General features: G+C 69.1%; 23 protein-coding genes and 1 pseudogene. 11 read left to right on the top strand and 13 right to left on the bottom strand.

Annotated elements, in window-relative coordinates:
* The first annotated feature begins 294 nt into the window (after positions 1 to 294).
* Complete coding sequence (locus ACFWN2_RS40010) at positions 295 to 636, top strand: DUF1844 domain-containing protein (RefSeq protein ID WP_382435785.1); 342 nt, start codon at positions 295 to 297, stop codon at positions 634 to 636.
* Positions 637 to 670: 34 nt separating this feature from the next.
* Here ACFWN2_RS40010 and ACFWN2_RS40015 read toward each other — a convergent pair whose 3' ends face one another.
* The 5 genes from ACFWN2_RS40015 to ACFWN2_RS40035 all read right to left on the bottom strand — a co-directional run bounded on the left by ACFWN2_RS40015 (position 671) and on the right by ACFWN2_RS40035 (position 4,092).
* On the bottom strand, positions 671 to 1,324 hold the full coding sequence (locus tag ACFWN2_RS40015) for a hypothetical protein (protein WP_382435786.1): 654 nt from the start codon (positions 1,322 to 1,324) through the stop codon (positions 671 to 673).
* The gene (locus tag ACFWN2_RS40020; protein ID WP_191302584.1) at positions 1,321 to 1,911 is read right to left on the bottom strand and encodes a hypothetical protein; all 591 of its coding nucleotides are present in this window, start codon (positions 1,909 to 1,911) and stop codon (positions 1,321 to 1,323) included. Before ACFWN2_RS40020 ends, ACFWN2_RS40015 begins: the two co-directional genes overlap by 4 nt.
* Positions 1,912 to 1,986: 75 nt before the next feature.
* Positions 1,987 to 2,367, bottom strand: coding sequence for a RidA family protein (locus ACFWN2_RS40025; protein ID WP_030481733.1), 381 nt, complete (start codon positions 2,365 to 2,367; stop codon positions 1,987 to 1,989).
* Between the two features lie 12 nt (positions 2,368 to 2,379).
* Positions 2,380 to 3,126, bottom strand: coding sequence for an IclR family transcriptional regulator (locus tag ACFWN2_RS40030; RefSeq protein ID WP_382435787.1), 747 nt, complete (start codon positions 3,124 to 3,126; stop codon positions 2,380 to 2,382).
* On the bottom strand, positions 3,127 to 4,092 hold the full coding sequence (locus tag ACFWN2_RS40035; RefSeq protein ID WP_382435788.1) for a sugar kinase: 966 nt from the start codon (positions 4,090 to 4,092) through the stop codon (positions 3,127 to 3,129).
* Between the two features lie 85 nt (positions 4,093 to 4,177).
* Here ACFWN2_RS40035 and ACFWN2_RS40040 point away from each other — a divergent pair, with 85 nt between their 5' ends.
* The 5 genes from ACFWN2_RS40040 (at position 4,178) to ACFWN2_RS40060 (ending at position 11,159) form a co-directional block, all read left to right on the top strand.
* Entirely contained in the window at positions 4,178 to 5,470 is a 1,293-nt protein-coding gene (locus ACFWN2_RS40040) for an amino acid deaminase (protein WP_382435789.1), read from the top strand.
* Between the two features lie 13 nt (positions 5,471 to 5,483).
* Positions 5,484 to 7,067 carry an amidohydrolase family protein gene (locus tag ACFWN2_RS40045; protein ID WP_382435790.1) on the top strand — a complete coding sequence of 528 codons (1,584 nt, stop codon included), beginning with the start codon at positions 5,484 to 5,486 and terminating at the stop codon, positions 7,065 to 7,067.
* Positions 7,064 to 8,461: a GntP family permease gene (locus tag ACFWN2_RS40050; protein ID WP_382435791.1), complete on the top strand. Its 1,398-nt coding sequence runs from the start codon at positions 7,064 to 7,066 to the stop codon at positions 8,459 to 8,461. Before ACFWN2_RS40045 ends, ACFWN2_RS40050 begins: the two co-directional genes overlap by 4 nt.
* A 4-nt stretch (positions 8,462 to 8,465) precedes the next feature.
* A complete protein-coding gene (locus ACFWN2_RS40055; RefSeq protein WP_382435792.1) occupies positions 8,466 to 8,972 on the top strand; it encodes a hypothetical protein in 507 nt (168 codons plus the stop codon).
* A gap of 99 nt (positions 8,973 to 9,071) precedes the next feature.
* Positions 9,072 to 11,159 carry an alpha-galactosidase gene (locus tag ACFWN2_RS40060; RefSeq protein WP_382435793.1) on the top strand — a complete coding sequence of 696 codons (2,088 nt, stop codon included), beginning with the start codon at positions 9,072 to 9,074 and terminating at the stop codon, positions 11,157 to 11,159.
* Between the two features lie 56 nt (positions 11,160 to 11,215).
* Here the strand turns inward: ACFWN2_RS40060 and ACFWN2_RS40065 are convergent, their stop codons facing one another.
* Together ACFWN2_RS40065 and ACFWN2_RS40070 are read right to left on the bottom strand one after the other, a co-directional pair.
* A complete protein-coding gene (locus ACFWN2_RS40065) occupies positions 11,216 to 12,379 on the bottom strand; it encodes a hypothetical protein (RefSeq protein WP_382435794.1) in 1,164 nt (387 codons plus the stop codon).
* Between the two features lie 71 nt (positions 12,380 to 12,450).
* A complete protein-coding gene (locus ACFWN2_RS40070) occupies positions 12,451 to 13,602 on the bottom strand; it encodes an FAD-dependent oxidoreductase (RefSeq protein WP_382435795.1) in 1,152 nt (383 codons plus the stop codon).
* Between the two features lie 75 nt (positions 13,603 to 13,677).
* On the opposite strand from ACFWN2_RS40070, the gene ACFWN2_RS40075 reads away from it, so the two are divergent.
* From ACFWN2_RS40075 to ACFWN2_RS40085, 3 genes are read left to right on the top strand one after another with little or no spacing between them, the layout of a single operon-like run.
* On the top strand, positions 13,678 to 14,274 hold the full coding sequence (locus tag ACFWN2_RS40075) for a TetR/AcrR family transcriptional regulator (RefSeq protein WP_382435796.1): 597 nt from the start codon (positions 13,678 to 13,680) through the stop codon (positions 14,272 to 14,274).
* A 34-nt stretch (positions 14,275 to 14,308) separates the two neighbouring features.
* Complete coding sequence (locus tag ACFWN2_RS40080) at positions 14,309 to 15,559, top strand: VWA domain-containing protein (protein WP_382435797.1); 1,251 nt, start codon at positions 14,309 to 14,311, stop codon at positions 15,557 to 15,559.
* Positions 15,556 to 16,776, top strand: a complete 1,221-nt coding sequence (locus ACFWN2_RS40085) for a hypothetical protein (protein ID WP_382435798.1) — start codon at positions 15,556 to 15,558, stop codon at positions 16,774 to 16,776. Before ACFWN2_RS40080 ends, ACFWN2_RS40085 begins: the two co-directional genes overlap by 4 nt.
* On the opposite strand, the gene ACFWN2_RS40090 is transcribed toward ACFWN2_RS40085, so the two are convergent.
* The 3 genes from ACFWN2_RS40090 to uvrA form a co-directional block, all read right to left on the bottom strand.
* On the bottom strand, positions 16,777 to 17,244 hold the full coding sequence (locus tag ACFWN2_RS40090; protein ID WP_382435799.1) for an SRPBCC family protein: 468 nt from the start codon (positions 17,242 to 17,244) through the stop codon (positions 16,777 to 16,779).
* Positions 17,245 to 17,373: 129 nt separating this feature from the next.
* Positions 17,374 to 17,556 carry a hypothetical protein gene (locus tag ACFWN2_RS40095; RefSeq protein WP_382435800.1) on the bottom strand — a complete coding sequence of 61 codons (183 nt, stop codon included), beginning with the start codon at positions 17,554 to 17,556 and terminating at the stop codon, positions 17,374 to 17,376.
* Positions 17,556 to 20,435, bottom strand: a complete 2,880-nt coding sequence (gene uvrA, locus ACFWN2_RS40100; protein WP_382435801.1) for an excinuclease ABC subunit UvrA — start codon at positions 20,433 to 20,435, stop codon at positions 17,556 to 17,558. The genes ACFWN2_RS40095 and uvrA overlap by 1 nt, the downstream gene beginning before the upstream one ends.
* A gap of 225 nt (positions 20,436 to 20,660) precedes the next feature.
* On the opposite strand from uvrA, the gene ACFWN2_RS40105 reads away from it, so the two are divergent.
* Positions 20,661 to 21,413, top strand: coding sequence for a maleylpyruvate isomerase family mycothiol-dependent enzyme (locus ACFWN2_RS40105; RefSeq protein WP_382435802.1), 753 nt, complete (start codon positions 20,661 to 20,663; stop codon positions 21,411 to 21,413).
* A gap of 47 nt (positions 21,414 to 21,460) precedes the next feature.
* Here ACFWN2_RS40105 and ACFWN2_RS40110 read toward each other — a convergent pair.
* Positions 21,461 to 22,420: pseudogene (locus ACFWN2_RS40110) on the bottom strand (acyltransferase family protein); the annotation flags it as partial.
* A gap of 138 nt (positions 22,421 to 22,558) precedes the next feature.
* Here ACFWN2_RS40110 and ACFWN2_RS40115 point away from each other — a divergent pair.
* On the top strand, positions 22,559 to 23,236 hold the full coding sequence (locus ACFWN2_RS40115) for an MBL fold metallo-hydrolase (RefSeq protein WP_382435803.1): 678 nt from the start codon (positions 22,559 to 22,561) through the stop codon (positions 23,234 to 23,236).
* Positions 23,237 to 23,285: 49 nt separating this feature from the next.
* On the opposite strand, the gene ACFWN2_RS40120 is transcribed toward ACFWN2_RS40115, so the two are convergent.
* Together ACFWN2_RS40120 and ACFWN2_RS40125 are read right to left on the bottom strand one after the other, a co-directional pair.
* On the bottom strand, positions 23,286 to 23,690 hold the full coding sequence (locus ACFWN2_RS40120; RefSeq protein ID WP_382435804.1) for a type II toxin-antitoxin system VapC family toxin: 405 nt from the start codon (positions 23,688 to 23,690) through the stop codon (positions 23,286 to 23,288).
* Complete coding sequence (locus ACFWN2_RS40125; protein WP_382435805.1) at positions 23,683 to 23,961, bottom strand: type II toxin-antitoxin system Phd/YefM family antitoxin; 279 nt, start codon at positions 23,959 to 23,961, stop codon at positions 23,683 to 23,685. Before ACFWN2_RS40125 ends, ACFWN2_RS40120 begins: the two co-directional genes overlap by 8 nt.
* Positions 23,962 to 23,988: the final 27 nt, after the last annotated feature.

A 23,988-nucleotide genomic window follows, 5' to 3' on the forward strand; every position in this document is an offset into this window, starting at 1 on the left:
CGTCCTTTGAGACTCGTTTGCGCCAAAGACAAGAGCCCCGTCGTCGATGACGACAGGGCCCGCTTCCGACCGATCACACTCCGGCCTGCCGGGCGCTCGTGCACCCTGACTGCCAGGAGGACCGGACCCGGCCACCTCAAGAAGCGGTGATCGCGGGTGGGAGCGGGGCTCCACTTGCCGCTCTCGCACTAACGAGAGCTGGTCGCGTCGGAAATACTAGCAGACGCTCTTGTCAACCCCCGAATCGCGGCCTGTGACGCCGGTCCTGCCAGGGCACTTGCTTGAATGTAGGACGTGACCGATCCGCTTGAAGAAGACATCCGCGACCTGGGCGACGTCCCCAGCATCGAGGTGATCAGCCGGGCCGCGGTGATGCTGCTGTCCGCCTCCGCGGAGCGCCTGGGCCTCGCCGACCCGGACCCCGACAACTCGCCTCGCCGCGACCTCGACGAGGCCCGCCGCCTGATCACCGGCCTGGCCGGCCTGGTCACCGCGACCTCGGAGTACCTCGGCCCGCACGCGGCGCCGCTGAAGGACGGCCTGCAGTCGGTGCAGCGCGCGTTCCGCGAGGCCTCGGCGGTGCCGGACGAGCCTGGCCAGGGGCCGGGCGAGAAGTTCACGGGTCCCGTCTACTGACTCCGGCCGGCGCGCGGGGTGATCGGGCGCCCGGTCACTCCGCGCGCACCACGACCGGTTCCCACGGCTCGGCCTTCACCTGGAACACCGCGCTCGCCCGCTGCCCCGTCGCCGCCCGGAACGTGATCGCGGACCCGTTGTACAGCGGCCCGATCTCCAGGTGCTCGACCGGCGGCTCGTCGTACTGCGACAACCCCAGCACCCGGCTGCCCGGCACCACGGACACGGTGAGCTGCTGGATCACCGCGGGCCCGCCGAAGTAGCTGAGCCGGAACTCGTCGGGCGCGCCGGGAGTGATCGCGAACGTCGGCTCGCCGACGCGGCTGCGCTGGGAGGCGAGGGCCTCGACCATCTCGTTGACCTGCATCGTCACCTGGTGGGCGATGAGCTGCGCCTCGTCGGCCAGCACCCGTGACGCCGCAGCCTCCGCCGCCGCCTTGCCGACGGCCTCCTCGGCCTTCGCGGCCGACTTCTTCGACTCCTCGGCCGCCGTCCTGGCCTGCAGGGCTGCGGACGTGGCCTGTTCGACGGCCTTGCGCGCGGCGGCCGCCTCCTCCTGGGCCTTGAGAGCGGTGTCGGCCGACTCACGAGCGGCGTTCTGGGCGCGCTTGGCCTCGCGGGCCTGCCACAGCGACACGGCCACGGCGCACATGGCGACCACGGCGGAAATGACGGCGAGGGCGATCATGCCCGCACCCCCACGGAGGCCAGCTGGCGGCGGGCCAGCTCGTCGATCACGTCGGTGTCCCCGGTGCGCCACGCGACCGCGGGGTCTCCGTCGAACTTGCCGAGCTCCCGCGGCGACAACGATGTGAGCGCTCTCAGGGCCAGCAGATCGGGTTTGTCGCGCAGGCGGGCGGTGTTCGCGGCCTTGCGGGCGTAGCGGAGCCTCAACGGCAACCAGGTGATGAGCAGGAACAGCACCGGCACCACGACCAGTGCCGCCGCGAGCCAGAACGCGGAGTCCTCGACCACGCCGATCTGCGCGTTGCCCGCGCTGGTGAGCGTCTCGCCGGCCTTGCTGCCGTTGCCCAGGGCTCCCGCGAGGTCCTCGCCGACGAACGGCACACCACGGGCCTTGCCCGCGGCGTTGGTGAAGGCGTCGCGAATGCTGCCACCCGCGTTGACCAGTCCGTCTCCCGGCGCCCGCAGTTCGAGCACCCAGTCGTGGACGGTGGTCGCCACCCAGATCCAGAGCGCCACCCAGCCGACGGCGAGGAGGTCGGCGATCAGCTGACGCGTGAACCTGACAGGTCTGTCCGCGTACCACTTCATGCGCGGATCGTGTCACAACCGCAACGACGGCCCTGAGTCCAGCTGAGACTCGGGGCCGCCGTTGCGACGAACAGCTCAGTCGACGACGGCGAGTGCGTCGATCTCGACCAGCAGGCCGGCGGGCAGCCCGACGTACACGGTGGTGCGGGCGGGCGCCGGGTCCGTCACGAACTCGCCGTAGACCTCGTTGAGCTCCGCGAAGTGCGCGGTGTCGGTGAGGTAGACGCGGATCATGACGACGTCGTCGATGGACGCGCCACCGGCGGCGAGGACCGCGTGCAGGTTCGCGAACGTCTGGCGCGTCTGCTCGGCCACGGTGGTGCCGACGATCTCGCCCGACTTCGGGTCGAACGCGACCTGCCCCGCCACCTGCAGGATGTTGCCCTTGCGCACACCCTGCGAGAAGCGGGCCACCGGCTGCGGAGCGTCAGCGGTCTTGATCTCTACCTTGGACAACGGAATTCCCCTTTACCTCGGAACATGACCGCATTCGGCCGACGCGGCCTCGGCGGTGGCGAGCAGGTCTGGCAGGTGTGACAGCAGGCCGTCGTAGTCGAGCAGCACCTTCGGCACGGACATCGAGACGGCCGCGAGCACCTCGCCGCGCGCACCCCTGATCGGGGCGGCGATGCAGTGGATGAAGTCCTCGTGCTCGGAGTTGTCGACGGCGTACCCGTTGGCGCGCACGCGTTCCAGCTCGGCCAGGTACGCGGCGGGCCCGAGGATGGTGTTCTCGGTCAGGCGCGGGAACTCCATGCCGGACAACACCTTCTGCAGGGCGGGGCCCGGCAGGTCGGCCAGCAGGATCTTCGCCACGGCCGTGCAGTGCAACGGCGCGCGGCGGCCGATGCGCGAGTACATGCGCATCTGGTGCCGCGACTCGTACTTGTCGATGTAGATCACCTCACCGTCCTCGTAGGACGCGAGGTGGACGGTGTGGCCGAGCCGGGAGTTCAGGTCGCGCAACGCGGGTTCGGCCGCACGGCGGACGTCGCGTTCCTCCAGGGCGAGGTTCGCGAGGTCGAAGAGGGCGGTGCCGAGGCGGTAGTGGTGCACGCCGTCGCGCTGCACGAACCGGTGCGACTCCAGCGTGCGCAGCAACCGCAGCGTCGTCGACTTGTGCACGCCGATCACGGCGGACAGCTCGTCCAGCGTCTTCGGGCCCGTCGCGAGCTGGCTCACGAGTGTGAGCGCTCTGTCGAGACTCTGGCTCATCTACACCTCCAGGCGGGCGGACGCCCAGGTCTGCGGGTCGGCGCGCAGCAGCGGATCCGTCACGTCGTCCGGCAAAGGATCTCCGACGTCCTCCGCGGTGAGCAAAGCGGACGCCGCCTGCAGGTGCCCGGCGCGCAGCCGCACCGACGGGCTCTCCCCCGCCAGGGTGGCCGCGAGGAAGCCCGCCGCGAACGCGTCGCCCGCGCCGACCGGTTCCACGACCTCGACCTTGAGCGCCGGTTCGAAGTACGACTCGCCGTCCTCCAGCAGCGTCGCGCCGTCCGCGCCCTGCTTCACCACCAGCGAGAGCGGTCCGGGCAGCAACTGCCGCAGCCGTGCGGGATCCCCCGTCCCCCACACCAGCTCCGCCTCGTCGGACCCGGCCAGCACGACGTCCGCCAGGTCCGCGAGCTCGCGCAGCACGCGCGGGTCGCGGTCGGCCCACAGCGCGGGCCGCCAGTTCAGGTCGAACGAGATCCGGAACCCGTGCCGCGGCCGTCGCAGCAGCTCGCGCATCATCGCGAGGCACGAGTCGGACAGGGCGGGCGTGATGCCGCTGAGGTGCACGAGCCTCACCTCGCCGAGGCCGAGCCGGTCGATCATCTCCAGCCCCATGCCCGAGGCCGCCGAACCTCGCCGGTAGTAGCGCACCGGGCTGCCGTGCGGCGAGGCCTCCTTGACGTAGAGGCCGGTCGGGCGGGTCGGGTCGATCCTGACCTGCGACACGTCCACGCCGAAGCCGCCCACGGTGTCGAGCACCGCCATCCCGAACGAGTCGTCGCCGACGGCGCTGACCCAGGACGACCGCACGCCGAGGCGCGTCAGGTACATGGCGACGTTGGACTCGGCGCCCCCGACGGCCCTGTGCCAGGTTCGCACCAGATGCACGGGACCGGGTTCAGCCGGAACCATCATCACCATGGTCTCGCCGAGACACACGACACCACCGACGTGATCGAACCGCATGCGCGCTCCAGAGGTGTTCGTTGACGGCGGCGAGACCGAATGCTACACAACTCAGCATCACATCGCGCAATGGGAGTTGCAAAATATGCAACATCTGATGGAGATGGACCTCTCGGCCGTCGCGGACATCAGGTCGGAACAGATCAGCTGGCGGTTCAAGGGCCTGCCGTCGACCACGTTCGGGGCGACCGTCGGCGAGGTGGCCGACCGGCGCCTCGACCTGTTCGCCGACGAGTTCGTCGGGCCGCTGGTCGTGCTGGACGCCGACGCGCTGACGCACAACCTGACAACGATGGCCAAGTGGTGCGACAACCACGGCGTCAAGCTGGCACCGCACGGCAAGACGACGATGGCGCCGCAGCTCTTCCAGCGGCAGGTCGAGCACGGGGTCTGGGGCCTCACCGCGGCCAACGCCTCCCAGCTGCGCGTCTACCGCGCGTTCGGCGTCTCGCGGATCCTGCTCGCGAACCAGCTGCTCGACCCTGCCGCGCTGCGCTGGCTGGTCCGCGAGCTGGACGGCGACCCCGGCTTCGAGTTCAGCTGCTGGGCCGACTCCGAGGCCGGTGTCACGCTGATGAGCGAGACGCTGCAGGAGCTCCAGCCGTCGCGGCCGGTCGACGTGATCGTCGAGCTCGGCGCTCCCGGCGGCCGCACGGGCGCGCGCGACCTGGAGACGGCGCTGGCCGTCGCTCGGGCGGTCGACCAGAGCCCCGTGCTGCGGCTCGTCGGCGCCGGCGGTTACGAGGGCGCGCTGGCTCACGACGCGTCCGAGGCGTCGCAGTCCGTTGTGGACGGATACCTCACCGACCTGCGCACGCTCGTGCTGCGGCTGGCCGACGCCGGGCTGCTCGACGAGTTGGACTCGGTGATCGTCACGGCGGGCGGCAGCGCCTACTTCGACCAGGTGGCCGCCACGTTGTCGCAGCCGTGGCCGTTCGCGGTGACCCCGGTGCTGCGCAGCGGCGCGTACATCACCCACGACGACGGCTTCTACCGAGGGATCTCGCCGTTCGCGCGGATCGACGGCGTGGAGCCGTTCCGGGGCGCCCTGCGGGCGTGGGCCCAGGTGACGTCACGGCCGCAGCGCGACCTGGCGCTGCTGACGATCGGCAAGCGCGACGCGTCGTTCGACGAGGGCCTGCCGGAACCGCAGCTCGTGCGCCGCCGCGACGGCGCCATCGCCCCGCTGACCGGCGCGACGATCACCGCCCTGAACGACCAGCACGCGTTCCTCCAGCTCGGCGCCGAGGCCGCGGTCCGCGTCGGCGACTGGATCGGGCTCGGGCTGTCCCACCCCTGCACGGTGTTCGACAAGTGGCAGCTCATCCCGGTCGTGCAGGGCACGACCGTGGTCGACCTGATCCGCACCTACTTCTAGAAGGAGTGCACCGATGGACGACGTCGTCCTGCGCGGACCGCTGATCGCCGACGGCACGGGCGCGCCCGCCTACCAGGCGGACGTGGGGATCAAGGACGGCCGGATCTCGTCGATCGGTGACGGGATCTCCGCCACGCGGTCGATCGACGCGGACGGGCTCGTGCTCGCGCCGGGGTTCATCGACATGCACTCGCACTCGGACCTGCGCGTCCTCGCCGAGCCGGACCACCTGGCGAAGGTCTCGCAGGGCGTCACGACCGAGGTGCTCGGCCAGGACGGCCTGTCCTACGCGCCGGTGAACGACGAGGTGCTCGCGACGCTGCGCGGCCAGCTCGCCGGGTGGAACGACGACCCGCCGGGCTTCGACTGGAACTGGCGCTCGGTCGGGGAGTACCTCGACCGGCTCGACCGGGGCATCGCGGTCAACGCCGCGTACCTGGTGCCGCAGGGGACGTTGCGGATGCTCGTCGTCGGCTGGGACGACCGCACGCCCACCGAGTCCGAAATGGACACCATGAGGTCCGTTCTCGCGCAGTCGCTCGCCGAGGGCGCGATGGGCATGTCGTCGGGCCTCACCTACACGCCGGGCATGTACGCGGACACGTCCGAGCTCGTCCAGCTGTGCGAGGTCGTCGGTCAGCACAACGGCTTCTACAGCCCGCACCACCGCAGCTACGGCGCCGGCGCGTTGGAGGCGTACGCCGAGATGGTGGACGTCTCGAAGCGCTCGGGCTGCGCACTGCACCTGGCGCACGCGACGATGAACTTCCCGGTCAACAAGGGCAAGGCGCCCGAGCTGCTGGCGTTGCTCGACGAGGCGATGGCTCAGGGCGCCGACATCTCGCTCGACACCTACCCGTACCTGCCGGGCGCGACCTACCTGTCGGCGCTGCTGCCGTCGTGGGCCACGGAGGGCGGGCCGGACAGGGCGCTGGCAAGGTTGTCCGATGTGGACACCCGCGAGCGCATCCGCAGGGAGATCGAGGAGATCGGCTCGGACGGCTGCCACGGCGTGCCGGTCGACTGGGACTCCATCGAGATCAACGGCGTCCGCAACGAGCGCAACGCCCACCTCGTCGGCGCCAGCGTGCTGCAGTCGGCGGCCCGGCTCGGACGCGCACCCGGCGACCTGTACTTCGACGTGTTGGTCGACGAACGAATGGGTACGTCCTGCCTCATGCACGTGGGCCACGAGGAGAACGTGCAGGCGATCATGAAGCATCCGGCGCACACCGGCGGCAGCGACGGGCTGCTGGTCGGCGACCGGCCTCATCCGCGCGCGTGGGGCACGTTCCCCCGCTACTTCGCGCGCTACGTCCGCGAGCTGGGCGTGCTGAGCCTGGAGGAGTGCGTCGAGCACCTCACCGGCCGTGCCGCCAAGCGCTTGCGGCTCACCGACCGGGGTCTGGTCCGCGAGGGCTACGCGGCCGACCTGGTGCTGTTCGATCCCTCGACGATCGCCGACACGGCGACGTTCGACCAGCCTCGGCAGCAGGCAGCCGGCATCCCGTTCGTGTTCTGCAACGGGGTGACGGTGATCGACGACGGAACCGCCACCGGCTCATTGCCAGGCCATTCACTCAGGAGCCGCCCGTGATCGACTGGTTGCAACACTCAACTCCGGGTCTGCTGACCCTCGCGGTGGTCAGCATCGCGGTGCTGCTCCTGCTGATCATCAAGTTCAAGGTCGAGCCGTTCATCGCGCTGATCGTCGTCGCCCTGCTGGTCGCCCTCTTGGCGGGCGTGCCGGTGGAGACGCTGGTCGGGTCTGCGCAGAAGGCCTCGGACTCGTTGCTGGAGAAGGGCTTCGGCTCGATCCTCGGCCACATCGCCGCGATCATCGGTCTCGGCACGCTGCTCGGCGCGATCCTCGAAGCGTCCGGCGGCGCGCAGGTGCTGATGGACAAGCTGATGAACGCGTTCGGCGAGAAGAAGGCGCCGGTCGCGATCGGTCTCGCCGGTCTCATCTTCGGTGTGCCGGTCTTCTTCGACATCGGCATCTTCGTGCTGGCGCCGCTGGTCTACGTGGCGGCGAAGCGGTCCGGCAAGTCGATCGTGCTGTTCGCCATGCCGTTGCTGGCAGGCCTTTCGGTCATGCACGCGTTCATGCCGCCTCACCCGGGACCGGTGGCGGCGGCCGGTCTGCTGGGCGTGTCGCTCGGCTGGATCATCATCATGGGCCTCGCGGTGGCGATCCCGTCCTGGTTCGTCGGCGGCATCCTGTACTCGTACTGGATCGGCAACCGCATCATCGTGCCGGTGCCGGAGGAGATGCTGGCGGCGGCCGAGGCGGCGCGACGGGACGACGACGGCCGCGAGCCGCCGTCGCTCGGCCTGGTGCTCTCGATCATCGGCCTGCCGCTGGTGCTGATCCTCGCCGGCACGTTCGGTTCGATCCTGCTCGCCAAGGGATCGAGCCTGTACTCGGTGGCGACGTTCTTCGGCACGCCCGCGGTGGCGCTGACGATCTCGGTGCTGCTCGCGTTCTGGCTGCTGGGTTTCCGGCGCGGCATGACCCGCGAGAAGGTCGCGGAGCTGTCCGCCGCCTCGTTGAAGCCGGTCGCGATGATCCTGCTCGTGGTCGGTGCCGGTGGCTTCTTCGGCGCCGTGCTGGCCGCGACGGGCATCGGCAAGACGCTGGCGAACGAGCTGTCGGGCATCGGCCTGCCGGTGATCGCGCTGGCGTACGTGATCAGCTGCGTCATCCGCATCGCCCAGGGTTCGGCGACGGTCGCGATCGTGACGACCGCCGGCATCGTGGCACCGACGCTGGCGGACCTGAACTACTCGCAGCCGCAGCTCGCGCTGGTCGTCATGGCCATCGCGTCCGGTTCGATCATCGCCTCGCACGTGAACGACGGCGGGTTCTGGATCGTCTCGCGGTACTTCGGCCTGTCGGTGAAGGAGACGCTGCAGTCGTGGACGATCGTCGAGACCATCCTCTCCGTGGTCGGTTTCGCGGTCGCGGCGTTGCTCAGTCTGGTTGTCTGACCGTGTGCTCCGGAACCTGATCGGTCTGCTCGTGGTCGCGGCGGTGGCGGGATGTTCCTCGCCACCGCCGCCCGCGTCCCCGCCCACCCCGGATCCGGCGGCCGTGCAGAGGTGGGTCGACCAGGTCTGCGCCGCCGACAGGCCGATCCTGACGGTGAGCGCCGTGGTGTCGGTGGCGCCGAACTTCGTGCAGGGGCAGCAGCCGTCGGAGGCCGACCGTCCGGCGGTCATCGCGTCGATCACCAAGCTCCGTGACATGTACACGGAGTCGAAGACCCTGTACGACGCCATCGGCCAGTCGCCGTTGCCGCGAGGGGACGAGCTGGTCGCCGGGCACCGCAAGGGCCTCAGCGAACTCGTGCCGAAGCTGCAGGGCTACCTCGCCAACGCGCAGGCGTTCCCCGCTCAGAGCCTGGACGCGCCGATGACCCTGGCGAGCCTCGACGCCGTGACGTGGAAGCCGGAGGGGCCGACGCTGAACGAGCTCCAGGCCCCGAAGTGCTCCCGCTGAAACAGACACAACTCAACATTTCCCAACGCTTGACACCACCCCGCCCGCACCTGAGGATCGGCACAATGTTCATTTGTGTTTGATGTGGACGGGGCCCGCATGAGCAACACGAGGGTCGTGCACCTGCACGACGACACCTCCAGCGTCGTCATCACTCTCGAAGGCACGAGCCTGCCGGTCGTGACGCACTGGGGCCGCACGCTCGGAGACATCGGCCAGACCGCGTTGCACGGCCTCGTCGGCGCCGTGTCGTGGACCAACCCGAACAACGCGCCGGACCACCAGATCCCGCTCGCGCTGCTGCCCGACGCGGGCGCCGGGTACGCCGGCAGGCCGGGGCTGCGCGGTCACCGCGACGGCGACCACTTCGCGCCCGCGCTGGAGGTCACGTCGTTCTCGAACGAGGACGGGATCTTCCGGTACGTCGCGTCGGACGAGGCCGCAGGGCTGACCGTGAGCGGCACGCTGGAGCTGCTGCCGTCCGGAATGCTGCGCCTGCGGCACGTCGTCCGCAACGACGGCGAGACGCCGTACTCGTTGGAGGGCCTGGAGACCACGCTCCCCGTCCCGTCGCACGCCACCGAGCTGCTCGACTTCACCGGACGCTGGAGCCGTGAGCGCGCGCCGCAGCGGCAGGCGTTCCAGCACGGGTCCTGGGTGCGCGAGAACCGCCGCGGCCGCACCGGGCACGACGCGACCATCGGACTGCTGGCCGGCACGCCGGGGTTCTCGTTCCGCGGCGGCGAGGTGTGGGCGCTGCACGTGGCGTGGAGCGGCAACCACGTGACGTACGCGGAGAACCTGGTCGACGGCTCACCCGTGCTGGGTGGCGGCGAACTGCTGCTGCCGGGCGAGATCATCCTCGCGGCGGGCCAGGAGTACGAGTCGCCGTGGATCTACGCCGCGTATTCGAGTGACGGCGTCGACGGCATCAGCGGCGCGTTCCACCGGCAGCTGCGCGAACGTTCGCTGCGGCCCCGCCCGGTCGTGCTCAACACGTGGGAGGCCGTGTACTTCGACCACGACCTCGCGCGCCTGACCTCGCTGGCCGACACCGCCGCCGCCATCGGCGTGGAGCGGTTCGTGCTGGACGACGGCTGGTTCCGGCACCGCCGCGACGACTCAGCCGGCCTCGGTGACTGGTTCGTCGACGAGACGGTGTGGCCGGACGGGCTGACGCCGCTGATCAAGCACGTCCGCGCGCTCGGCATGGAGTTCGGCCTCTGGTTCGAGCCGGAGATGATCAACACGGACTCGGACCTCTACCGCGCGCACCCGGACTGGGTGCTCGGCCCGCGTCCCGGCGTGCTGCCGCCGTCGTCGCGCAACCAGCAGGTGCTCAACATCGCGCACCCCGAGGCGTACGCGTACATCCTGGACCGCGTGTCGTCCGTGTTGGCGGACAACGACATCGCGTTCGTGAAGTGGGACCACAACCGCGACCTGATCGGCTCGCGCGTGCACGACCAGACCGCCGCGTTCTACCGGCTGCTGGACGACCTGCGGCTGCGGCACCCGCACGTGGAGATCGAGAGCTGCTCGTCCGGTGGTGGCCGGATCGACCTCGGCGTGCTCGCCCGCACGGACCGCGTGTGGACGTCGGACTGCAACGACGCCCTGGAACGCCAGCTGATCCAGCGCTGGACCGGCGTGTTCCTGCCGCCGGAGCTGATGGGCGCGCACGTCGGTCCCACGAAGTCGCACACCACCGGGCGCGTGCACGACCTGTCGTTCCGCGTGGTCACGGCGATGTTCGGGCACTTCGGGATCGAGTGGGACATCAACTCGGCCACCGACGAGGAACGCGCGGGGCTGCAGTCGGCGATCGAGTACTACAAGGACGTGCGGTCGTTGGTGCACAGCGGTGTCTCCGTGCACTCCGACCACCCGGACGGTTCGGCCTGGGTGCACGGGGTCGTCGCGGCTGACCTGTCCGAGGCCCTGTTCGGGTACGTGCAGCTCACGACGTCGGTGCAGAACAAGCCGCGCCGGGTGCGCCTGCCGGGACTCGACCCGGCGCGCACGTACCGGGTGTCGTTCGACGCCCCGGCCGGACATCCCGCGCTGTGCCAGCGGCAGCCCGCGGACTGGAGTCCGGTGGAGCTGCCCGGTTCCGTGCTGTCGGAGGTCGGGATCCAGCTGCCGGTGCTCGAACCGGAGCAGGCGTTGTTGTTGCGCCTGCGGTAGATCGCGCGAAAGGCCCCGGCGGGAGCGCTCCCGCCGGGGCCCCTCCCTCTCCCCTGTTACCGGCCGGCGCGACTTCCGTCGGCCTTCGTAGCCCACCACTTGCCGCCAACGCCCTGCCCGTTGGCGTCACCGCACACCTTGTCCCCTGCGAACAGGTACTGCGGCCACCCCGCGATGGTGAGCTGCTTCTTCCCGTCCCGCTCGATCGTCCCCACGAGCGAGGCGTCCACGCCCTGCACCTGGAAGCCCTCGTCGACGAAGGCGGGCGGCCACTGCTCCGCGCACTTGCCGGAGCAGTTGCTGGTCGGCGGTTCGGCGGAGTCGTCGTCGAACCGGTAGAGCGTCATGCCGTCCTTGTCGGTGGCGACGACGCCCAGGTCCCCCACGGTCGCGCTGGTCAGCGCGATCGCCTTGTTCTGCTGGGCCTTCTTGCCGTCGGTGGCCGTGGCGAACCACTTCTCCACCGTGACGCCCTTGGCCTCACCGGGCTTGGTGTCGTTCTTGAACGTGTACTGCGGCCAGTTCGCGACCGTCAGCTGCTTCTTGCCGTCCTTGCGGGTGATCGTGCCGAGCAGCTTCGCGTCGACGCCCTTCACCCGCGGCGTCTCGCCGTCGACCAGCACCGGCGGCCAGGCCTCGGCGCAGCCACCGTCGCAATTGGACACCGGCGGCTGCGCGGTGTCGCCGTCGAACCGGTAGAGCGTGAGGCCGGCGTTGTTGGTCAGCACCGCGCCGAGACCGGCGACGACGCCCGTCCGCGCCGCGAGCTGGGTGCGCGTGCCGTCCACGCCGGTGGCGAACCACTTGCCCTGCAGGCCCTGCCCCTTGGTCTCGCCGGGCTTGGTGTCCTTGGCGAACCGGTACTGCGGCATGCCGTCGACGAGGAGCTGGCGGCTGCCGTCCTTGCGGACGAACGTGCTGACGAGGCTCTTGTCGACGCCGTTGACCGTGAAGTTCTCACCGGTGACCGTGGCGGGCGGCCAGGTCGCGGCGCACTCACCGTCGCAAGTGGACTCGCCGGGCTTGTCGCCGTCGAACCGGTAGAGGGTGAAACCCTGGTCGTCGGTGACGACCTGGCCGAGGTCGGTGATGTCGACGCTCTTCAGCGCCACAACGCCTTCCTGCTGTTGCTGCGCAACCGGTGTGCTCTGCGGCGCCGTCGCGCAGGCGGTCAGCGAGATCAACCCCAGCGCCACGACCGCAACGCTCTTGCGGATCATCCTGAACCTCCTGGCTCGTGCCTCCAACGCCCATGACACGTAGAGCGAGCCGGATCGGTTCAAAGTTTTTTCTAGAACATCGCGCGCTTCAACGCGGGCACCGCCGCAGCGGTCCTGAGCACCGTCCTGAACAGGGTCCGCGCCACCGGGCTCCCCTCCGCGAACTGCCTCGCCGCCCGCAGCGAGTCCCGCACGGCCGCGAACCCGTACTCGTACATCTCCGCCTCGTACCGGGCGATGACGTCGCCGCCTTCGGAGATGTACCGCGAGAGCAGCTGCGCGTCCTTGAGCGCGATGTTCGCACCGATGCCTCTCATTGGCGTCATCGCGTGGACGGCGTCGCCGAGCAGCGTGACGTTGGTGGGGCGCCAGCGTTCGATCGGCTTCGACGACCTGATGTGCCACTGGCTGACCGTCTCCGGATGCGACTCGCCCACGACCCTGCGGAGGTCGGGACTCCAGGTCGCGATCCGGCGCAGCACCTCGGACTGCAGGCCGTCGCTCAGGTCGAGGTTCTTGGCCGCGTACGCCCACATCAGGTACGGACGCACGTTGTCGAACAGCACGCCGTCGTCGTCGGTGTGGCCCAGCCCGTCGTGGGCCACGAGGAACATGCCGCACGAACTCGTCGGGATGATCGAGTTGGCCCTGATCAGCAGGCTCTCGGGAATCCAGTCGTGCTCGTCGAGGAAGAGCTTGCCCGCGACCGCCGTGATGCCGACGTCCTCCGTTCCCGCGTGCGGCAGGTACTGCGCGCGCACGCGTGACCGGATGCCGTCCGCGCCGACGAGCACGTCGCACCCGGCGGTCGTGCCGTCCTCGAAGTGCAGGGTGATGTCGCCGTTCTGCTCGTAGCGCTCGAACCTCTTGCCGAACCGGACGTCCAGCCCGTCGAGCAGCACCTGCCGGAGCGTGATCCGGCTGGCCGAGTAGTGCTTCTCCTCGTCCGGGTCGAGCACCAGCAACGGTCTGAGCTGTTCGGTCAGGAAGCCGAACCCGTTCTCGCTGGTTCCCGCGCTCTCCTCGAACCGCCGCCAGTTCGCCGCCGGCAAGCACTCCCGCAACGCGGCGGCCCCGTCCGGGTTGATGTGCACCCGGTACCCCTGCAGGCGGTCCGTGCGCGAGAGATCGCGCTCGTACACCGCCACGTCCACGCCGGCCTTCCGCAACCCGTGCGCGAGGCACAGTCCGCCGATTCCCCCGCCTACTACCGCGATTCTCATGCCACCAATTTTCAACCGCACGGTTGATTAAGTCAACCCGTTGGTTGAAAGTAGGCCGTCGGCTACCGTGTCGACGTGGATCAACGCCGTTCTCCCAGCGCCTCGGAACGCAAACGGGACCCGGAACGCACGCGGGCCCTGCTCCTGGAGGCGGCCGCGGCGGAGTTCGGCGCGAAGGGCTACGCGGCCACGCGCACCACGGACATCGCGGCGCGGGCGGGCGTGAACAAGCAGCTGATCTCGTACTACTTCGGCGGCAAAGAGGGCCTGTACAAGGAACTCGCCACGAGCTGGCACTCCTCCGCCGCCGAGATGGCGAGCACCGACGAGCCGCTGGCCGACGTGGTCGCGAGCTTCGTGCACACCACCCTGACCGACCACGGCAGGCTCTGGGCGTGGTCGAACCTGGCGGGTGACAGCCCGCCCACCGACGAGGCGTTCCTGCGCGCCCAGGTCGACCAGATGCGCGAACGCCAGGCCGCCGGCGAACTGCCAGCCGACCTCGACCCCGGCTTCCTGCTGCTGGCGCTCATGGCCGCGGCCTCGGCCCCGTTGACCCTGCGGCACACGGCGGGCCAGATCACCGGCGAGGACCCGGCGACGCCCGAGTTCGCGACGAAGTACGCGGAACAGCTGACACTGCTCGTGCGGCACCTGTCCGGCCGAACCTGACTTCCTTTCCCCCCAAACTCTGTACCGTTTTCCCATGGACGAGCGGGGACTCCCCATCGGCGCGGCGAACAAGCTGCCGCGGGAGACGTCTGACGTGATCGCCAAGGCCCACGGGGAGCTGGCGGAACCCGACGCCGATCCCAAGTACACCGTGAACCTCGGCAGGGCCAAGGGCGTCGTCGTCGGCGACAACGCCCGGCAATGGAACACCTTCTGGGAACTGCCGAAGAGCGTGCGGCGGCTGCTGATCGTCCTGCTCGTGGGATTGCTGGTCGCCGGCACGGGTTTCGTCGCGGTGCGGTGGATCGTCCCGATGTTCGCGCCCGTCTACAAGACGACGTTCCTGATCGACGCCGCGGAAGGCGACCTGGCGAGCGTCACCGGCGCGCTGACGACCATCGTCGGCAACTCGGGTGAGCGCGACTCCCAGTCGTTGCGCAGCTTCGGCGGCGAGTGCGGGTCGGAGGAGAACACGACGCAGCTCGTCGGGTTCGGCACCGGCAACAGGCAGGAGATCGCGGAGGCGGCGCGGTCCGTGCGGCAGGGTTCCAAGGCGACATTGCAGCGCGGGATCGTCGAGGCGGTCGCGGACTTCACCACTCCGCTGTCGCTCAAAGCCAGACAGGTCAACAGGATCATCGTCGTGACCAGGCACGGCGAGGACGCCTGCGACCCCGACGCCGAGTTCGTCCAGAACCAGATCCGGGACCGGGTAGCGGCGGCCGGCCTGTCGATCGAGTTCAGGTTCATCGGCTACCGGGTGAGCGACGACGGCGACCGGCTGGCCGAGCTGGCAACGCGGCTCGGGCAGCAGGAGCCCGCGTTCACGAACTCACCGGAGGAACTGGAGCGCGTGCTCGCCTGGTTCACCACGATCGAGCCGGTGCTGCGGTCGTCGCAGTCGGTCGTCACCGTGCTGAACCCGACCGTGGACAAGCTCAACTCGGCCACGAAGTCGTTGGAGGACGGGCGTTTCGACCTCGCCGAGTCCGCGCTGGCACAGGCCCGCGCCGCCGTCGTCGACCTCCAGATCGAGGACCTCGACGGCCGCACCAGCGCACCGGAGGCGGTGCGGTTGCGGGACATGTCGGTGCGGCTGCGAACGTTGCAGGGCGAGGTGGTCGCGGGCGCGGAGGCGTTGCTCGACGCGACTCGTTCGGGGCGGAACCCGGCCGGCCCGCTCGACGTCTACACCCGTGCCGCGGCCGCGTACAACGCCGAGGCGCAGAAGATGACCGAGGCGCTCACCTCGTTGCGCGCCCAGGGGCCGGGGGGCGTGCGATGAAGCGGTGGCTGCCGCTGGGAGCAGCGGTCGTCGTGGTGCTGACGCTGGTCGGCGGAGTCCTGTTCCTCGTCCTGACTCCCGCCCACCGCACCACGTTCCTCGTCGACTCCTCCGAGTCGGCGGACTTCCGCGACGTCGCCGACGCCGTCGGAACAGCCGCCGCGAACATGTCGCCGGACGACGCGCTGGCGTTGCGCCGCTTCGGCGGCACGTGCGACGCCCCCGACACCGCGGAGCTGGTCACGCCCGGCACCGGGCAGGCGGCGAAGATCGGCGACGCGGCCCGCGCGATCACCCCGAACGGCAAGCCCACGCTGCTCAACGGGGTCATCGCCGCGATAGACGACTTCGCGCGCACCTATCCGTTCCGCGGCAGCGAGACCAACCGGATCGTCGTGGTCGCCCGCGGCGGTGCCGACGCGTGCGGCAAGAGCGCCGACGAGGTGCGCACGATCATCAGGGAGCACTCCGACCGGACCGGCGTGAAGATCGACTTCCGCTTCGTCGGGCATCGGCTGAGCTCCGAGCAGGCCAAGGTCCTGAAGGCCATCGCCGACGCGACCGAGGCGCGGGCCACCCGGTTCACCGACGACGCCGCCGAGCTCGTCACCACCATGAAGGAGGTGTCGGTACCCACGTCGCTGATGGCGCAGGAGGTCGTGCTGCCGAAGTCGCCCTGCGAGCTGGTGACGCAGGAGGTGCTGATGGCGGCCTACTCCGTCCCACGGGAGATCAACGGGTACAAGACCTTCTACGACGACATCAACTGCCAGCAGGACCGGTATGTGCGCGCGGTGGGCCTGGTCGAGCCGCCCGGTGTCGCCCAGTCGTTCCCGATCATCTTCGAGCTGAAGGACGGGAAGTGGCAGATGTGGAACGCGGGCACGGGAGGGTTCTCCTGCGGTGAGATCCCGCGGGAGGTGTGGAAGGCCTGGAACTGGCGCTGCACGCCCGAACCGGTCGTGTGCCGTGACGCCGACGACTACACGAAGGTGACCGACATGAACGACGTCGGCTGCCCCGTCGCGATCGACATCGCCGACCGGTACATCGCCGCGGCCCAGGCAGGTGAGACGCAGGGCACCGGGACGTTCTGGATCACCGACGAGTGGACGTGCTCCAAGTACCCGATGCCCGACCGCCCGAACGTGGCCAACCCGCTGCAGTGCGAGCGCAACGCCGACCGGGCGGTCGTGCGCCTGGGCGACAACTGGTGACTAGCGCTCCGGGCGGCTGGCTGCCTTCGCGTCGAGAGCGGCCTTCAGGCCCTTGAAGCCGCCGCGCATCATCATGTCGTGGTTGCCGCGGAAGAACGGCTTGGCGATCAGCACCAGGCGCCTCAGCAGCGGCTTGTTGACCACGACCTCCTGGTCGAACAGGAGGTCCGTGCCCCCGTCGCGGCCGGTGATCTCCCAGCTCGCATAGCCTTCGAGATCACCCGACAGGGTGGCGCGCAGCAGGCCGGCCTGCTGGTCGCGGATGCTGTGCCTCACCTGCACGACCAGGTCGAACGGCAGGAACGAACGGCACCGGAGCTCGCCGGTCTCGTCGTCGATCTTCGTGGCTTTCCTGACCTCGTGCCACCACAGCGGGTAGTTCGCGATGTCGGAGAGCACCTCGTACACATCAGTCGGAGGCGCGTCGACGTGCCACACGCTGTGGAAGCGATAGCGGTTGAGTGGCACGGCCGCCATCATCCCGGATACCTCGTCCGAGTGACAGGTTCTCAACGGAACTCACAGGTAACCGAGAATTCCTCACGGGCTGTAATACGGCTCTAGTGGAACTCCAGCGCCCCACTAGGCCGTCCGTGTTCACTTGTCGGCTAGACGAGGAAACCGTTCGCAGGTTCGCATCCAGCTGACAGCCGCGACCCGCCGGAGTGCCTGCTCCGACGAGTCGAGCGCCTCCACGAGGCTGAAGGGATGCTCCAGGGACTCGCCGCGCGACGCCTGAAGAACGCGCTCGCGGTGGGCCAGCACATCGAGTGGGATCATCACCCTGCCGCCGACACCTCCTCGTTCTCGAGCACCTGCAGCAGGAACTGCCCCGTGTAGCTCTTCTCGACCGCGGAGATCTGCTCGGGTGTGCCCTCTGCCACGACCATACCGCCGCCGGAGCCCCCTTCGGGACCCATGTCGACGATCCAGTCGGACGTCTTGATGACGTCGAGGTTGTGCTCGATCACGATGACGGTGTTGCCCTTGTCGACCAGGCCGTTGATCACGCCCAGCAGCTTGCGGATGTCCTCGAAGTGCAGACCCGTCGTCGGCTCGTCGAGGATGTAGACCGTCTTGCCGGTCGACCGCTTCTGCAGCTCGGACGCGAGCTTCACGCGCTGCGCCTCACCACCGGACAGCGTCGGCGCCGGCTGGCCCAGCCGCACGTAGCCCAGACCGACCTCGACCAGCGTCTTCAGGTGCCGGTAGATGGCGTTGATCGGTTCGAAGAACGTCGCGGCCTCCTCGATCGGCATGTCGAGGATCTCGGAGATCGTCTTGCCCTTGTAGTGCACTTCCAGCGTCTCGCGGTTGTAGCGCGCGCCCTTGCAGACCTCGCAGGGGACGTAGACGTCCGGGAGGAAGTTCATCTCGATCTTGATCGTGCCGTCGCCCGCGCACGCCTCGCAGCGGCCGCCCTTGACGTTGAACGAGAAGCGGCCCGGCTGGTAGCCGCGGACCTTCGCCTCCGTCGTCGCCGCGAACAGCTTGCGGACGTGGTCGAACACGCCGGTGTAGGTGGCCGGGTTCGACCGCGGGGTGCGGCCGATCGGCGACTGGTCGACCCGCACCAGCTTGTCGACCTCGCCCAGGCCGTTGATCCTGGTGTGGCGGCCGGGGACCTGGCGCGCGCCGTTGAGCTTGTTCGCGAGCACCGTGGCCAGGATGTCGTTGACCAGCGTCGACTTGCCGGAGCCGGACACGCCGGTGACCGACGTGAGCGTGCCGAGCGGGAACGACACGTCGATGCCGCGCAGGTTGTGCTCGCGCGCGCCGACGACCGTGAGCTGGCGCTTCTTGTCGATCTTGCGGCGCTTGGCGGGCATCGGGATCGACTTGCGGCCAGACAGGTAGGCGCCGGTGATCGACTCCTTGTTCGTCAGCAGCTTCTTGTACGGGCCGCTGTGCACGACCTTGCCGCCGTGCTCGCCCGCGCCGGGGCCGATGTCGACGACCCAGTCGGACGTGCGGATCGTGTCCTCGTCGTGCTCGACGACGATCAGCGTGTTGCCCAGGTCGCGCAGCCTCGTCAGCGTCTCGATCAGGCGGTGGTTGTCGCGCTGGTGCAGGCCGATCGACGGCTCGTCCAGCACGTACAGCACGCCGACCAGGCCGGAACCGATCTGCGTGGCGAGCCGGATGCGCTGCGCCTCGCCGCCGGACAGGGTGCCGGACGCGCGGTCGAGCGACAGGTAGTCGAGACCGACGTCGAGCAGGAAGTGCAGGCGGGCCTGGATCTCCTTGAGGACCGCGCCCGCGATCATCGACTCGCGCTTGGCGAGCTTGAGGCCGTCGAGGAAGTCGGAGCACTCCGACACGCTCATCGCGCAGACCTCGGCGATGGACCTGTCGCCCTTCTTGCCGTGGTGCAGCGTCACGGCGAGGATCTCGGGCTTGAGGCGCGTACCCGAACACGCGGGGCACGGGACCTCGCGCATGTAGCCCTCGTACTTCTCCCGCATGTACTCGGACTCGGTCTGCTCCTGGCGCCGTTCGAGGAACGGGATGACGCCCTCGTAGTTGGCGTAGTAGGAGCGCTCACGGCCGTAGCGGTTCTTGTAGCGGACGTGCACCTGCTCGTCGATGCCGTGCAGGACCGCCTTCTGGACCTTGGCCGGCAGGTGCCGCCACTGCGTGTCCATCCGGTAGCCGATGGTCTCGCCGAGCGACTGCAGCAGGCGGATGAAGTACTCCGCGGTCTGCCCGCCGGCCCACGGCGCGATGGCTCCGTCGGCCAGGCTCAGCTCGTCGTCCGGGACCACGAGCTCCGGGTCGACCTCCTTCTTGACGCCGATGCCCGTGCAGACCACGCACGCGCCGTAGGGCGAGTTGAAGGAGAACGACCGCGGCTCCAGGTCCTCGATCGCGAGCGGGTGGCCGTTGGGGCACGCGAGGTTCTCGGAGAAGCCCCTGATCCGCTTCGGGTCGGTCTCGGGGAGGTCGACGAACTCGAGCTCCACCAGGCCGTCGGCGAGCCGCAGCGCCGTCTCCACCGAGTCGGTGAGGCGCTGCTTCTGCGCGGCCTTGACGCTCAGGCGGTCGATGACGACCGCGATGTGGTGCTTCTCCTGCTTCTTGAGCTTGGGCACCTCGGCGAGCGCGTGGACGACACCGTCGACCTTCACGCGCGAGTAGCCCTGCGTCTGCAGGTTCTGGAACAGGTCGACGTACTCGCCCTTGCGGCCGCGGATGACCGGGGCGAGCACCTGGAACTTGGTGCCCTGCTCCATGGCGAGCACCTGGTCGACGATCTCCTGCGGCGTCTGCTTGCCGATCGCCTCGCCGCACTGCGGGCAGTGCGGCTTGCCGGCGCGGGCGTAGAGCAGGCGCAGGTAGTCGTAGACCTCGGTGATGGTGCCGACGGTCGAGCGCGGGTTGCGGCTCGTGGACTTCTGGTCGATCGAGACGGCGGGTGAGAGGCCCTCGATGAAGTCGACGTCGGGCTTGTCCATCTGCCCGAGGAACTGGCGCGCGTACGCGGAGAGCGACTCGACGTAACGCCGCTGGCCCTCGGCGAAGATCGTGTCGAAAGCCAGGCTCGACTTGCCGGAGCCGGACAGCCCCGTGAAGACGATCAGGCTGTCCCTCGGCAGGTCGAGATCGACGCCGCGCAGGTTGTGCTCGCGGGCGCCGCGAACAACAAGACGGTCTGCCACTGGGGTCCCTTCGGCTGCGATTGGCGGGTCACTCACGCCACACTCTCCCGAACAAGCGTTCGAAGAGTACTAGCATCGGATTGGAGGCTGCGACCGACCCGCCGACCATGCTAGGGCTGACCCCTGACAAAAACGGTTCTGGCCGTTGTCGCATTCCCCTGATCTGGGATTACCCATAGTCTGGTCACTTCGATCAGAAGCCTCAACGTCGGGGAGAGGCAGCACATGACCTACACGCCGTCCACCGAGCAGACGTCCGTGCCCGCACCGCGAGGAGTGCCTGACCGGCACATCACCGCCGTGCGCCAGGCGACGGACGTGCTCTACGAGGTCGTCGAGGAGCTGGACGAGGCCGCCGTGCGCGGCCGGACCCTGCTGCCGGGATGGACCCGAGGACACGTCATCACCCACCTCGCGCGCAACGCCGACGCGCTGGTGAACCTGCTCACGTGGGCGAGAACAGGGGTCGAGCACCAGGCCTACGCCTCGCGCGCGGACCGCGACGCGGACATCGAGGAGGGTTCCCACCGGCTGCTGCAGGTGATCAAGGCCGACCTCGACTCCGCGTGCCAGCGGTTCGACGCCGCGTGCCGCGAGTTCCCCGCGCACTCGTGGCGTTCGGAGGTCACCGGCCCCAAGGGGCAGACGATCCTGGCGTCCGCGGTGCCGTTCCTGCGCCTGCGCGAGATCTGGATCCACCTCATCGACCTCGACGCGGGCGTCGGGTTCGGCGACCTGCCCGCCGACTTCGCGGAGGAGTTCCTCGACGACGCGGTGAAGCAGTTCGAGGGCAGGGTCGACCCCTTCGGGATCGAGGTGACCCTGCCCGGCGGTGATCAGCGCAGCTGGGTGGTCAGCGGCCCGGCCAGCCGCAGCTCCGTGAGCGGGTCGGCCGGAGCCGTCCTCGGGTGGCTCACCGGCAGGACCGACGGCTCGGAGCTGCGCGGGGAGCTGCCGGACCTGCCCGACTGGATCTGAGTCAGCAGCTTGTAGGCGGGGCGTTCGACGAACTTCGTCATCGCCCAGCCGAGCACCAGCGCCGAGGTGACGAACCCGGCGAGGAGCCACCAGGACCGCAGCCCTGCGGCGTGCATGCGGTCCATCACCACCGTGCCGATCTGCTGGTGCACGAGGTAGACGCCGTACGAGATGCCGGCGAGCCACGTGACCGGCCTGGCGACGGAGTTGAAGAACACCCAGTCGGGTCCGGCGGCCGCCGCGCACACCATGAGCAGCAACACGGCGAAGCCGAGCGTCGATCCGTACTCGGTCGTGTGAATCGCCTGCGCCACCAGGGTGGCGACGAGGAGCGCGGCCAGGTGCGGCGTCTTCACCCTGTCCTTGTGCCACAGCCAGATGGCGATGCCGGCGGCGAACAACTGGGCCCTGTGCAGCGCGAACCCGTTGTAGATCGTGAAGAGCGCGTGCGAGTGGTCCAGCAACGGCCGGAGCAGCAACGGCGTGACGATGAGCACCCACAGGAAGACCCGCAGCTGCGTACCTCTCAGGAACTTCACCAGCGCGGCACCGGCGATGAACGCGGCGATCTGCACCGGCACCGTCCAGTAGGCGAAGTCGACGATGTTGACGTCCGGCAGCCACTGGTTGACCAGCAGCAGGTTGTAGACGACGTCTCTGCCGTCGAGCTGGCTCCACCCCTCCGGCGCGATCCATCTCTGCACCGCGTAGGTGAGCAGCACCGCCGCCATGTACGCGGGCAGCAGTCTGGCGAGTCTTCTCCACAGGAACTGCCCCGGCCTGCCGCTGTTGAGCGTGGCACAGGCGAAGAAAGCGGAGACGACCATCAACGTGCTGGCGCCCATCGACATCGGGAAGGTGAACGGCAGCGGCCCGAGATCGGGGTGGCTGCTGACGCTCGTGAGCGTGGCGTGGTGGAGCAACACGCACCCGATGGCGACGACGCGGAGGACGTCCCAGCTGACCCTGCGGACCGTCTGGGGCTTCTGTCGTTGCGCTGGAATCACGAGAGGCGGGGACCTGTTCGTTGGTGCTTTCGGGGTAAGCGGCGACTAGGTGTTGACCTTTACTTACCCTATGAGTGCAACCTGTATGCAACCTGAAGGTGTGCGTTGCACCGCTTCGAGCGACTACCGTCTGCCACCGTGGACGTACTCGAGAACTACACCGGTCACGTCGATCCGGACGGCCCCGCCGCCCGCCGCACGCTGGACGCGCTGACCATCACGAAGATCTCCGTCGGTCCGATGGACAACAACGCCTACCTGCTGGTTTGCCGGTCCACGAACGAGGCGTTGCTCATCGACGCGGCCAACGACCACGAGCGCCTTTCGGACCTCCTGGGCCACGCCCCGGACCGCCCGAGGCTGCGCACGATCGTGACCACGCACCAGCACGCCGATCACTGGCAGGCACTCGGCTCCCTGGCGGGCGCCAACGGCTCGAACACCGTCGCGCACACCCTCGACGCCGCCGTCCTCCCGGTCCCGCCGGACGTCCTCGTGGAGCACGGAGACACCGTCAACGTGGGAGAAGTCCCGCTGTCGATCATCCACCTGCGCGGCCACACCCCAGGCTCGATCGCGGTCCTCTACGACGACCCGAACGGCCACCCGCACCTCTTCACGGGAGATTCACTCTTTCCGGGGGGTGTGGGGAAGACCACGTCCGCGGACAACTTCGCGTCGCTGATCAACGACGTGGAGGACAGGCTGTTCGCCGTGCTGTCCGACGACACGTGGTTCTACCCCGGTCACGGCGACGACTCGACCCTCGGCAAGGAGCGCCCGTCGCTCGCGGAGTGGCGTTCGCGCGGCTGGTGACGTGAGACGCACGGGGAGCCTGACGACGCGGGCTCCCCGTTGTCCGTGATCAGACTTCGACGATCGTGACCATCTCGTCGAGCCCTGTGAAGTCTTCGGCGTTTCGCGTGTAGAGCGGCAACCCGCGCGACGACGCGACAGCGGCGATCATCAAATCCATCCGCCGAGGCTTCGGATTCCGGTTCGCCGCCATCGTGAGCGCGACCAACGTGCCGTATCGGGCCGCTGCTCGACTGTCGAAGGGCAGCGGCTCGAAGTCCACGATCGCCGCGCCGAGCTTCTCGGTGCGCGCGGCCCTGGACGCCGCGTCCTTGGCCATCGCCACACCCTGGTGCAACTCGGCCATCGTGACCGCGGTGAGCTCAGGTACCTCCGGCAGTGCTGCCGGATCCAGAAGACCGAGGTCGATGTAGGCGCACGTGTCGAGCACCCCGGATTCAGGACGTTCAGCCACGGCTGCGCTCCCACGGATCGAGGTCGCCCACACGGTCCTCGTCACCGAAGAACTCATCGGCTTCCTGACGCATGCGGACGTGGTCGACCTGGGGCAGGGTCCTGTGCCGTTCGACGAGTTCCTCGGCCGTCAGCCGACGACGGCGAGGCAAGGGCCGGAGTTCGGCGACCTCGACCCCGTTCCGCGTCACGTGATACGTCTCGCCCGCCTCCACCGCGTCCATGACCGCCGCGGAGTGGTTGCGGAACTCCCGCTGACTGATGACCTTCACACGCCCAAGTGTAGTCCCGCGTAGCAC

The organism is Lentzea sp. NPDC058436 (genome assembly GCF_042721515.1).
GTDB lineage: Bacteria > Actinomycetota > Actinomycetes > Mycobacteriales > Pseudonocardiaceae > Lentzea.